Source organism: Serinicoccus kebangsaanensis, from assembly GCF_008919445.1.
Lineage (GTDB): Bacteria > Actinomycetota > Actinomycetes > Actinomycetales > Dermatophilaceae > Ornithinicoccus > Ornithinicoccus kebangsaanensis.
The window spans coordinates 201509-212857 of record NZ_VSLG01000004.1 but is presented as its reverse complement, the minus strand read 5'-3'; the positions used below and the strand labels follow the sequence as shown (position 1 = coordinate 212857).

Here is an 11349-nt window from a genome sequence, read left to right as displayed (position 1 = left end):
GTGGGCCGGCTGCTGGAGCCCAGGTGGTGGTTGTCCGAGGTGCGCCGCGTCGTCCTGGTGTCGCCGCTGGGCGTGCTCGTCGTGTTCCTCGCCGTCAGGTTCGGTGTGGTCGAGGCCGACGGTGACCGGCTCAACTACGACACCGTCGTGATCTGGTTCATCGCCTACCTCATCCTCTACACCGGGGTGACCCTGGTGGCCTTCACCCGCTCAACCCGCCGCCAGGTGCACACCTGGGCACAGACCGAGGACCGCGGCACCTGGGCACAGCGCTACCTGCTGGGCACGGCGCCCGGGCCTGGCATGTCCATCTTCGTCGGCGCGACCGCCCTGCTGGTCACCGTCCTGTGGTTGCCGGGGGAGCTGTTGACGACCTCGCTCGGTCCGGCGGCGCGGACCTGGCTCGCGGTGCTGCTGGTGGTGGCGGCCTGGGTGACCGTGGCGGTCTCGTTCACCGTGGCCTACCTGGTCGAGGACGTCCAGAGCGACGGCGCGGCCCTGGGCTTCCCCGCCACCCACCACGACGTGGACCGCGAGTTCACCGACTACGTCTACCTCGCCCTCGCGGTGTCCAGCACCTTCGGGACCACCGACATCGACCTGCAGACCCCGGAGGTGCGCCGCACCGCCACGGTGCACACCCTGGTCGCCTTCGTCTTCAACACGGTCGTGCTCGCGGTCGTGGTCAGCCTGCTGGCCTGAGCCGCCTAGAGTGTGCGCCGTGGTCGACGTCAGCGGCATCGGATCGTGGCCCGGCACCGACGTGCGCGAGGCGCTGCGGGTGATCAGGGGCGAGCTCGCCTCGGGCGCCACCCCGGAGGGGGTCCGCGCCATCCCCTACCTCCCCGAGCTGCCGGCCCGTGGCCCGGGCGCCGACATCATCGGCCGAGCCGCACACCTGCTGGTCGATCTCCCCGTGGATCTCCAGCCGCAGGGGTGGCGGCTCGTGGACCGGCCGGGGAGAGACGCCGAGCGCACCTCGTCGTTGTCGACGGAGGACCTGGACGAGCTCGCCGAGGCCTACGACGGGTATGCCGGTCCGCTCAAGGTGCAGGTCGGCGGCCCGTGGACGCTGGCGTCGTCGCTGTGGCGGCCATTGGGCGACCGGGTGCTGGACGACCGGGGCGCGACCAGGGACGTGGTGGACTCGCTCACCGAGGGGGTCGGGGCATACCTCGCGCGGGTGCAGGCGCTGGTGCCCGGTGCCGAGCTCGTGCTGCAGGTCGACGAGCCGTCGCTCGGCGCGGTCCTCGCCGGTCGCGTCCGCTCCGAGTCCGGCTACCGGGTGCTGCGCACCCCCGACCGCGGCGAGGTGGTGGCCGCGCTGCGACAGGTCCTGCACCAGCCGGTGGCGCAGCTCGCGGGGGTGCACTGCTGCGCCGGTGACCCGCCGGTGGACGTGCTCCACGACGCCGGTGCGGGCTTCGTCGCGGTGGATCTTGCCCAGGTGGGGCGGGAGCGGTTCGAGCAGGTGGCCGTGGCGGTCGAGGCCGGCGCCCGGCTCTGGGCGGGACTGGACGTGGACTCCACGGACCCGGCCGAGCCGCTGCTGCGCCGCTGGCGGGAGGCGGGGCTGCCGGCTGCCGCGCTGTCCGAGGTCGGGGCCACGCCACCGTGCGGGTTGGCGTCGGCGGACCCGGACCAGGCCCTCCGCGCCACCCGGACGGCCGTCCAGACCGCTCTCAGGCTCGCCGAGAGCAGTGCCGCCTGAACCACCCCTGTCCCGCTAGGCTACGGGCGTCACGCGTGCGCAGACCCGCATGCACACGGAAGGGGAATCATGACGCAGAACCCGGGCCAGGACCCGTACAACCACGACCCGAACGCGCCGCAGCCGGAGGGTGGCTACCAGTCGGCGCCGAGCTACGACACCGGTGGAGCCGCCCCGTCGGCCCCGGTCGCCAAGCCAGGGCCGGTGGGCCTGGCCGAGAAGCTCATGTATGCCGGTGGCGCGATCTCGCTCATCGGGGCCCTCCTGTCGCTCACCGGCAACCAGGACGCGGTGCGCCAGCAGGTGCAGGAGCAGCTGGAGTCCATGGGCCAGGAGGCCACGCCGGAGGCGGTGGACTCCGCGGTCGCGCTGGGCACGACCTTTGGCCTCGTCTTCGGCGTGATCTTCGCCGGGCTGTGGTTCCTCATCGGTTTCTTCAACGGCAAGGGCAAGGGCTGGGCGCGCATCGTCGCCACCATCCTCGGTGCGCTCAACGTCATCAGCTTCGTCGTCGGCCTCGCCGGCACCAGCATGATGCCCGGCGCCACCGGTGGTGGGGCGCTGAACCTCATCGTGTCGCTGATCTCCGCCGCGATCGCCGCCGCCGTGATCTTCCTGCTGTGGCGCAAGGAGTCGAGCGCCTACTTCGCGTCGACCCGCTGAGCAGGAGCCGCACCAGCACGAGGGGCTGGTGTCGGAGCCGTGCGCCACACTGTGCACGTGACCGACACCAGCCCCTCGACGCGTCCTGACGGCAGTCCCGCCCCGGCCGAGCCCCCCGAGGAGGCCAAGCGACACTGGGCTCGCCTCGTCGAGCAGATCTCTGGGCACCAGTTCGCCTACTACGTGCGCGACGCCCCGACGGTCAGCGACGGCGAGTTCGACCAGCTGCTCCGGGAGCTGGAGGCGCTGGAGGAGGAGCACCCGGCGCTGCGGACACCCGAGAGCCCCACCCAGCGGGTCGGCGGCACCTTCTCGACCGAGTTCACCGCCGTCGACCACCGCGAGCGGATGCTCAGCCTGGACAACGCCTTCTCCGCGCAGGAGCTCGACGAGTGGTTCGACCGGGTCGAGCGGGAAGCGGGGGGAGCGGAGGTGCACTACCTCTGCGAGCTGAAGATCGACGGGCTCGCCGTCAACCTGCTCTACGAGGACGGGCGCCTCACCCAGGCCCTCACCCGGGGTGACGGACGCACGGGTGAGGACGTCACCCTCAACGTCCGGACCATCGAGGGCGTCCCGCACCGTCTCACCCCGCCCGAGCACCAGGGCGAGGGGGACGACATACCGATCCCGGGGATGGTCGAGATCCGGGGCGAGGTCTTCTTCCCGATCGAGGGTTTCGCCGCGCTCAACGCCTCGCTCGTGGACGCCGGCAAGCCGCCCTTCGCCAACCCGCGCAACTCGGCGGCCGGGTCGCTGCGGCAGAAGGACCCGCGCGTCTCCGCGAGCCGCCCGCTGCGCATGCTCGTGCACGGGATCGGCGCCCGCACCGGCTTCGACATCACCGAGCAGTCGCAGGCCTACGACGTGCTCAAGGCCTGGGGTATGCCGGTCAGCGACCGCGCGAAGGTGCTCAGCACCCCGGCGGAGGTGCACGAGTTCGTCGGCTACTACGGCGAGCACCGGCACGACGTCGAGCACGAGCTCGACGGGGTCGTGGTCAAGGTCGACGAGGTCTCCGTGCAGCGGCAGCTGGGGTCGACCTCGCGCGCGCCCCGCTGGGCGATCGCCTACAAGTACCCGCCGGAGGAGGTCACCACGAAGCTGCTCGACATCCGGGTCGACGTGGGCCGGACCGGGCGGGTCACGCCTTACGGGGTCATGGAGCCGGTCCTCGTGGCCGGGTCCACGGTCGAGCGGGCGACGCTGCACAACCAGTACGAGGTGAAGCGCAAGGGGGTGCTCATCGGCGACACCGTGGTGCTGCGCAAGGCCGGTGACGTGATCCCCGAGATCCTCGGCCCGGTGGCCGACCTCCGGGACGGCTCCGAGACGGCCTTCGTCATGCCGACCCACTGCCCCTCGTGCGGCACCGAGCTGGCGGAGCAGAAGGAGGGCGACAAGGACATCCGGTGCCCGAACAGCAAGGAGTGCCCGGCCCAGCTCCGGGAGCGCCTCTTCAGCCTGGCCAGCCGCGGCGCCTTCGACATCGAGGCACTGGGCGGGGAGGGAGTGGGCGCGCTCCTGGACGCCGGGGTGATCAGCAGCGAGGCGCAGCTCTTCGGGCTGGCGCAGGGCACCGCCGACGACCCTCCCACCGCCGAGCAGGAGCGGGCCGACCGCGAGCGGCTGATGGCCGTGCCGCTCTTCACCCGGGCGGCGAAGAAGACCGACCCCGAGGACGAGGTGGTCGACGGCCGTGTCGTGTCCGCCAACGGGCTGCGGCTCCTCGACAACCTGCGCACCGTGAAGCAGCAGCCGTTGTGGCGGGTGCTCGTGGCGCTGTCGATCCGGCACGTCGGGCCCACGGCGGCACGGGCGCTGGCCACCGAGCTCGGCTCGGTCGAGGCGATCCGCGCCGCGTCGGCCGAGGAGCTCGCGGCGACCGACGGTGTCGGCCAGATCATCGCCGACTCCGTGGTGGCGTGGTTCGAGGTGGACTGGCACCGCGAGATCGTGGAGCAGTGGGCCGCGGACGGCGTCCGGATGGCGGACGAGCGCGACGCCAGCATCGAGCGCACGCTCGAGGGCAGGACGGTGGTGGTGACCGGCTCGCTGGAGGGCTTCTCCCGGGACGAGTCCAAGGAGGCGATCATCTCCCGCGGGGGCAAGGCGGCCGGGTCGGTGAGCAAGAAGACCGACTTCGTCGTCGTCGGTGCCAACGCCGGCTCGAAGGCGGCCAAGGCGCAGGAGCTGGGCGTCCCGGTGCTGGACGAGGCGGGCTTCCGCAGGCTGCTGGAGACCGGTCAGGGCTGACGCGGGGGAGCCCGATCTCCCTCGTCCGGGGGATGCGCCGCCCGCGCGTCGGGCGGATGATCGAGGTATGCGCTCACGACCGCTCTGGTTCGTCCTCGTCCTCCTCCTCGCCGCGGTGGCGGTCGACCTCTTCCTGGACGGGTCGAGGCTGGTCGCCGTCGGCTACGGTGTGCTCGCCCTGGCCATCGCCTGGTGGACCTCACCGTGGCGCGGGCGCGGGGGACCGACCCAGCAGGAGGTGGTGCAGACGTCGGACACGGATCCGCGCTCGGACGTGGTCGTCTACTGGCGGCCCGGTTGCGGCTACTGCGCGATGCTCAAGGCGCGTCTCGGCGGCCTCCGGGACCGCGCGACCTGGGTCAACATCTGGGAGGACGAGGAGGCGGCAGCCTTCGTGCGCAGCGTCAACGACGGCAACGAGACGGTGCCGACCGTCGTGATCGACGGCATACCCCGCACCAACCCGGACCCCGGCCTGGTCAAGGAGCGGCTGCAGGAGTCCGCCGGAGACCGGTCCAGCTGACCACGCCGCCCCCGACCAGGAGCGCCGAGCAGGCGAGCATCGCCCACCGGTAGCCCTCGGTGAAGGCCACCGGGTCGGTGTAGTCGGTGCCGGACAGGCCGACCAGGGCGGGCAGCGCCGCCACGGCCAGCAGCGACCCGGTCCGTGCCACGGCGTTGTTGATCCCGCTGGCGAGTCCGGCATACCGGTCCGCGACGGCGGCGAGCACCGCGGCGGTGAGCGGGGAGACCAGCAGCGCCAGACCCAGGGCGAAGAGGACCATGCCGGGCAGCACCCCTGCCCACCCCGTGCCCTCGCCGATGCCGACCATGAGCAGGGTGCCCGCGCCGCAGACGAGCGGCCCCACGGTCATCGGCAGCCGCGGCCCGATCCGGTCGGCCAGCGCGGCAGCGCGGGAGGAGAGCAGCAGCAGCGCGACCGTCACCGGCAGCCCGGCCAGGCCGGAGGCGGTCGCCGACCAGCCCGAGGTGACCTGGAGCTGGATGACGACGAAGAGGAAGACGGCTCCCAGGGCGCCGTAGACGAGGACCGTCATGCCGTTGGCCACGGAGAAGACCCGCGAGCCGAACAGGTGCAGCGGCACCAACGGGTGCGCCACCCGCCGGCACCAGAGCACGAAGGCCACGGCGGCCAGGCCGGCGACCACCCAGGCGGCCACGAGGGCCGCCGGCGCGGCGTCCGCGGCGGTGGTCAGGGCCCAGGTCGAGGCGGCCAGCGCCACCACGACGAGGGTCGACCCCACGACGTCGAAGCGGCCGCTGGACTCCTCGTCGCGGCTCTCCGGTGCCGACCACCAGGCCAACGCGACGACGGCCAGGCAGAGCGGCACGTTGATCGCGAAGATCCAGCGCCAGCTCGTGGTGTCCACGATGGCGCCGCCGAGCAGCGGCCCGATCGCGGCGGCGATGCCGGACACCCCCGCCCACGTCCCGATCGCCGGTGCCCGGTCGCCCGGTGCGTAGCTGGCCTGGATGAGCGCCAGCGCGCCGGGCGTGAGGAGCGCGGCGCCGACGCCCTGCACCAGGCGTGCCGCGATGAGCTGCCCGGGGTCCTGGGCCAGGGCGCACAGGGCCGAGGCCACGAGGAACCAGGTGATGCCGACGAGGTAGACCCGTCGGCGCCCGACCCGGTCGCCGAGGGCACCGGCCACCAGCACGAGCGAGGCCAGGGTGAGCAGGTATCCGCCGACCACCCACTGCAGCTGCGGCAGCGAGGCGCCGAGGGACTCACCGATCGTGCGGAGGGCGACGTTGACGATCGAGCCGTCCAGGATCGCCACGCCCGACCCGAGGGTGACCGCGGCCAGCAGCGCCCGGCCCCGCGGGGAACGACGATCGAGGTAGCCACCCTGGGGACGGTCCGTCACCGCCCCAGCGTAGGTCCTGCGGCCGTCCTGCCGTCGGGGTCCTCGTGGGAATCTCTGCGCAAGCCGCCCCGTTGACCTCCCCGTGCCTGAGATGACCCGTCCCCTGAACGTCCTCGTGCTCGTGGGCAGCCTGCGCGCCGACTCCGCCAACCGTCGGCTCGCCGACGCCGCGGTGGCGCTGCTGCCCGGCACCGCCACCGGCACGATCAGTCAGCTGCCGGCGCTGCTGCCGCACTACGACCAGGACCTGGACGCCGACGCCCCGCCGGAGTCGGTCCGGGACTTCCGCGACCAGGTCGCGGCGGCCGACGCGCTGGTCGTGGTGACCCCGGAGTTCAACGGCTCCCTCCCCAGCGTGCTCAAGAACGCGATCGACTGGGCCTCCCGCCCGCGCGGGGCGGCAGCCCTGGCCGACAAGCCGGTCGCGGTGCTGGGTGCCTCCGCCTCGCCCCGTGCGGCCCAGTGGGCCCGCGAGGACGCCCGCCGGGTCCTGGCCGTCGCCGGTGCCCAGCCGCTGGAGATGACGGTCGGGCTGGGGTCCTCGTCGACCGCCTTCGACGGGGCGGAGCTGACGGACACCGGCGTCGCCGAGGCGCTGTCGGAGACGATGCAGCGCCTGGTCAGCCAGCCCGTGGCGGCCTGAGCGGCTCGTCCACGACGTGGATCTCGTTGCCGAAGCTGCTGCCCGCCCCGTCGCCGTCCTGGGGTGAGACGTCGACGACGATCCCCGTCTGCACGTCCAGGCTCACGAGGTATGCCGTCGGCAGGCTGGTGCGGTCCCGCTCCAGGTTCGGGTCGTCCGGTCCGTACTCCGCCAGCCGGCTGGCCACGCTGTCCAGCAACGGGCAGCAGCCGCAGCGCGGGTCGTAGGTGTCGACCAGCGGGCGGCATACCGCCTGCCAGGTGCGGCGTCCCCGCAGCTCGACCTCGACCACGTCGGTGACCTCGACACCGTCCACCTGCACGACAGGGTCCTCCCCGGGCTCCCAGGAGAGGCCGACGGCCATGCCGTACGGCACCTCGGTGTCGGTGGAGACCCGATGTCCCTGTCGCACCGTGAGGCGCGGCTCGGCGCGGTCCAGCCAGGCCTCGGCCCGGTCCCCGTCGGGCGAGGAGGCTCCGTCCTGCCACCGGTGGGTCCAGTGCAGGCTGGTGAACCGCCAGGGGGCGCTCCGCGCCAGCGCACGGAAGTCGTCCCCTCCTGGTGTGCGGGTCAGCTCGGTGCTCGCCCTGCGACGCTACCGGGTGCCGCATCGCGAAGTCCGTCCCTGCCGACCTGGGCACGGCTGTGCACCGGATACCACGTCGAGAACGCTGCGTAGGGTGCATAGCCTTGCCCAGGTCTCCACCCCGGTGCACAGCCTTGCCCAGGTCGGCCCGGGGGTGCGCGGGCCGGGCCCAGGCGCCGGGCGACAGGGGCGCGTCGCGGGCGACCTAGACTGGCGGCCATGTCCAACCTCTCGCGCGAGGACGTCGCGCACGTCGCCATGCTGGCCCGGATCCACCTCGAGGACGCCGAGCTCGACCGGCTGGCCGGCCAGCTCGACCAGATCGTCGACTGGGTCGGCCAGGTCGCTGAGGTCGCCTCCGCCGACGTGCCGCCGATGTCGCACCCGATGCCGTTGACCAACGTCACCCGCCCGGACGAGGTCCGGCCCAGCCTCGGCGTCGAGCAGGCCGTGGCCAACGCCCCTCAGGCGGAGGACGACCGGTTCGCCGTCCCGCGCATCCTGGACGAGGAGTGAGATGAGCACCACCCTCAGCGACGACCTGACCCGGCTCAGCGCGGTCCAGATGGCCGACCGGCTCGCCGACGGCGCCATCACCTCCGAGCAGCTCACCCAGGCGCACCTGGACCGGATCGTGCGCCTCAACCCCACCCTCAACGCCTACCTCCTGGTCGACCCCGAGGGTGCCCTCGCCACCGCGCGCGAGGTCGACCGCGCCCGCGCCGCCGGGGAGGACCTGCCCCGGCTGGCCGGCGTCCCCGTCGCGGTGAAGGACATCGCCTGCACCGAGGGGATGACCACCACCGCGGGCAGCAGGATGCTCGCCGACTTCGTGCCGCCCTACGACGCCACGATCGTCACCCGCATCCGGGACGCCCGCATGCCGATCCTCGGCAAGACGAACATGGACGAGTTCGCGATGGGCTCCTCCACCGAGCACTCCGCCTTCGGCCCGACCCGCAACCCGTGGGACCTCGACCGGATCCCGGGCGGGTCCGGCGGCGGCAGCAGCGCGGCGGTCGCGGCATACCTCGCCCCGCTCGCGGTCGGGTCGGACACCGGGGGATCGATCCGGCAGCCGGCCGCGGTCACCGGCACCGTCGGCACCAAGCCGACCTACGGCGCGGTGAGCCGCTACGGCGTCATCGCGCTCGCCTCGAGCCTGGACCAGATCGGCCCGTGCGCGCGGACCGTGGCCGACGCCGCCCTGCTGCACGAGGTCCTGGCCGGGCACGACCCGATGGACTCCACCTCGATCGACGCCCCGGTCCCCGACGTCGTCGGCGCCAGCGGCACGACCGACCTCACCGGGCTCCGGGTCGGGGTGGTCCGGGAGATCTCCGGCGAGGGTTTCCAGGCGGGGGTGCAGGCCCGCTTCGACGAGGCGCTGGACCAGCTGCGCGCCCTCGGTGCCGAGATCGTCGAGGTGTCCTGCCCGCACTTCGGCTACGCGATGGCGGCCTACTACCTGATCCTTCCGTCCGAGGCGAGCAGCAACCTGGCCCGCTACGACGCCATGCGCTACGGGCTCCGGGAGACCCCGGAGGGCAGCCCGAGCGCCGAGCAGGTCATGGCCGCCTCCCGGGACGCCGGCTTCGGCGACGAGGTGAAGCGGCGGATCATCCTGGGCACCTATGCCCTGTCCAGCGGCTACTACGACGCCTACTACGGCCAGGCGCAGAAGGTCCGCACGCTCATCGCCCGGGACTTCGAGGCGGCCTTCGAGCAGGCCGACGTGCTGGTCAGCCCCACCTCGCCGACGACGGCCTTCGCGCTGGGCGACAAGACGGAGGACCCGATGGCGATGTATCTCAACGACATCGCGACCATCCCGGCCAACCTCGCCGGGGTGCCGGGGATGTCGATCCCGTCCGGCACCGCCGACGAGGACAGCCTGCCCGCTGGCCTGCAGATCCTCGCCCCCGCGATGCAGGACCAGCGCCTGTATGCCGTCGGCGCCGCGCTCGAGGCGCGGTTGCGCGAGACCCAGGGCGGCTACGTCATCGAGCAGGCTCCCGAGATCGAGGTGAGGGCATGAGCACCCAGACCGCCGCCGGCGCGGAGAAGACGGTGCCGTTCGAGGAGGCGATGAGCCGCTACGAGCCGGTCATCGGTCTGGAGGTGCACGTCGAGCTCGGGACGCGGACCAAGATGTTCTGCGGCTGCGCGACCGGCTTCGGCGCCGACCCCAACACCCAGACCTGCCCGGTCTGCCTGGGCCTGCCCGGCGCGTTGCCGGTGGTCAACGCCACAGCGGTGGAGTCGGCGATCCGGATCGGGCTGGCGCTGAACTGCGAGATCGCGGACTGGTGCCGGTTCGCCCGGAAGAACTACTTCTACCCGGACATGCCGAAGAACTTCCAGACCAGCCAGTACGACGAGCCGATCGCGTTCGAGGGCTACCTGGACGTCGAGGTGCCGCCGCGAGAGGGGCTCGACGAGGAGCCCTTCGTCTTCCGGGTGGAGATCGAGCGGGCGCACATGGAGGAGGACACCGGCAAGTCCACCCACGTCGGTGGCGCCACCGGGCGGATCCACGGCGCGAGCCACAGCCTCGTCGACTACAACCGCGCGGGCATACCCCTCATCGAGATCGTCACCAAGCCGCTCACCGGTGCGGGGGAGCGGGCTCCCGAGGTGGCCAAGGCCTACGTCGGCGCGCTGCGCGACCTGCTGCGCGCGCTGGACGTCTCCGACGTGAAGATGGAGCAGGGTTCGCTGCGCTGCGACGCCAACGTGTCCCTCATGCCGACCGGGAGCGAGAGGTTCGGCACCCGCACCGAGACCAAGAACGTCAACAGCCTGCGTTCGGTCGAGCGCGCGGTCCGCTACGAGATGACGCGGCACGCCGCGGTGCTGGACGCCGGCGCGACGATCCTGCAGGAGACCCGGCACTGGCACGAGGACACCGGCATCACCACGTCGGGGCGGCCCAAGTCGGACGCCGACGACTACCGCTACTTCCCGGAGCCGGACCTGGTGCCGGTCGCGCCGTCCCGCGAGGACGTCGAGCGGCTGCGCGCGACCCTGCCGGAGAACCCGGCGCAGCGCCGTCGGCGGCTGCAGGAGGAGTGGGGCTACACCGACCTGGAGATGCGGGACGTCGTCAACGCCGGCGCCGCCGAGGTCATCGAGGAGACCGTGGCGGCCGGGGCCTCCGCCGCCGCCGCGCGCAAGTGGTGGATGGGCGAGCTGGCGCGGCGGGCCAAGACGGCCGGCGAGGGCGGCGCCTCCGTGGAGCTCCTCGACCTGGGCGTCAGCCCGGCGCACGTCGCGGAGCTGGACGGGCTCGTCACGAGCGGCAGGCTCAACGACTCGATGGCGCGCCAGACGCTGGAGGGTGTGCTGGCCGGCGAGGGCACCCCGACCGAGGTCGCGGACGCCCGGGGACTGGAGCTGGTCCAGGACGACGGGGCGCTGCAGGCTGCCGTGGACGAGGTGATCGCCGCCAACCCTGATGTCGTGGAGAAGATCCGGGGCGGCAAGGTGCAGGCGGTCGGCGCCCTCATCGGCCAGGTGATGAAGACGATGCGCGGCCAGGCGGACGCCGGGAAGGCCCGCCAGCTCATCCTCGACACGCTCGGCGTGGAGGGCTGAGGCC

The 11349-nt window shown here is 72.8% G+C and carries 11 protein-coding genes; 9 read left to right on the top strand and 2 right to left on the bottom strand.

Features of this window, described 5'->3' with window-relative positions; translation table 11 throughout:
- From FXF60_RS06700 to FXF60_RS16665, 5 genes are all read left to right on the top strand, one after another.
- Entirely contained in the window at nt 1–702 is a 702-nt protein-coding gene (locus FXF60_RS06700; RefSeq protein ID WP_151524768.1) for a DUF1345 domain-containing protein, read from the top strand.
- Between the two features lie 19 nt (nt 703–721).
- Nucleotides 722–1711: a uroporphyrinogen decarboxylase/cobalamine-independent methonine synthase family protein gene (locus FXF60_RS06695; protein WP_151524766.1), complete on the top strand. Its 990-nt coding sequence runs from the start codon at nt 722–724 to the stop codon at nt 1709–1711.
- Nucleotides 1712–1780: 69 nt separating this feature from the next.
- Nucleotides 1781–2374, top strand: coding sequence for a hypothetical protein (locus FXF60_RS06690; RefSeq protein WP_151524764.1), 594 nt, complete (start codon nt 1781–1783; stop codon nt 2372–2374).
- Nucleotides 2375–2431: 57 nt separating this feature from the next.
- A complete protein-coding gene (ligA, locus tag FXF60_RS06685; protein ID WP_238335741.1) occupies nt 2432–4630 on the top strand; it encodes an NAD-dependent DNA ligase LigA in 2199 nt (732 codons plus the stop codon).
- Between the two features lie 238 nt (nt 4631–4868).
- Complete coding sequence (locus FXF60_RS16665; protein WP_238335751.1) at nt 4869–5153, top strand: glutaredoxin domain-containing protein; 285 nt, start codon at nt 4869–4871, stop codon at nt 5151–5153.
- On the opposite strand, the gene FXF60_RS06675 is transcribed toward FXF60_RS16665, so the two are convergent.
- Nucleotides 5110–6519: an MFS transporter gene (locus FXF60_RS06675; RefSeq protein WP_151524758.1), complete on the bottom strand. Its 1410-nt coding sequence runs from the start codon at nt 6517–6519 to the stop codon at nt 5110–5112. The two genes, FXF60_RS16665 and FXF60_RS06675, sit on opposite strands and share 44 nt — an antisense overlap.
- A gap of 91 nt (nt 6520–6610) precedes the next feature.
- On the opposite strand from FXF60_RS06675, the gene FXF60_RS06670 reads away from it, so the two are divergent.
- Nucleotides 6611–7162 (top strand): NADPH-dependent FMN reductase, encoded by a 552-nt coding sequence (locus FXF60_RS06670; RefSeq protein WP_151524757.1) that lies wholly within the window; start codon nt 6611–6613, stop codon nt 7160–7162.
- On the opposite strand, the gene FXF60_RS06665 is transcribed toward FXF60_RS06670, so the two are convergent.
- A complete protein-coding gene (locus tag FXF60_RS06665) occupies nt 7140–7526 on the bottom strand; it encodes a hypothetical protein (RefSeq protein ID WP_202879577.1) in 387 nt (128 codons plus the stop codon). The genes FXF60_RS06670 and FXF60_RS06665 overlap by 23 nt on opposite strands.
- Before the next feature lie 441 nt (nt 7527–7967).
- Between FXF60_RS06665 and gatC the strand changes: the two genes are divergently transcribed.
- The 3 genes from gatC to gatB are packed head-to-tail and all read left to right on the top strand — an operon-like array spanning nt 7968 to nt 11345.
- Nucleotides 7968–8264 (top strand): Asp-tRNA(Asn)/Glu-tRNA(Gln) amidotransferase subunit GatC, encoded by a 297-nt coding sequence (gene gatC / locus FXF60_RS06660; protein WP_151524752.1) that lies wholly within the window; start codon nt 7968–7970, stop codon nt 8262–8264.
- A 1-nt stretch (nt 8265) separates the two neighbouring features.
- Nucleotides 8266–9786 (top strand): Asp-tRNA(Asn)/Glu-tRNA(Gln) amidotransferase subunit GatA, encoded by a 1521-nt coding sequence (gene gatA, locus FXF60_RS06655; protein WP_151524750.1) that lies wholly within the window; start codon nt 8266–8268, stop codon nt 9784–9786.
- A 50-nt stretch (nt 9787–9836) separates the two neighbouring features.
- A complete protein-coding gene (gene gatB, locus FXF60_RS06650; RefSeq protein WP_437440855.1) occupies nt 9837–11345 on the top strand; it encodes an Asp-tRNA(Asn)/Glu-tRNA(Gln) amidotransferase subunit GatB in 1509 nt (502 codons plus the stop codon).
- Nucleotides 11346–11349 lie beyond the last annotated feature (4 nt).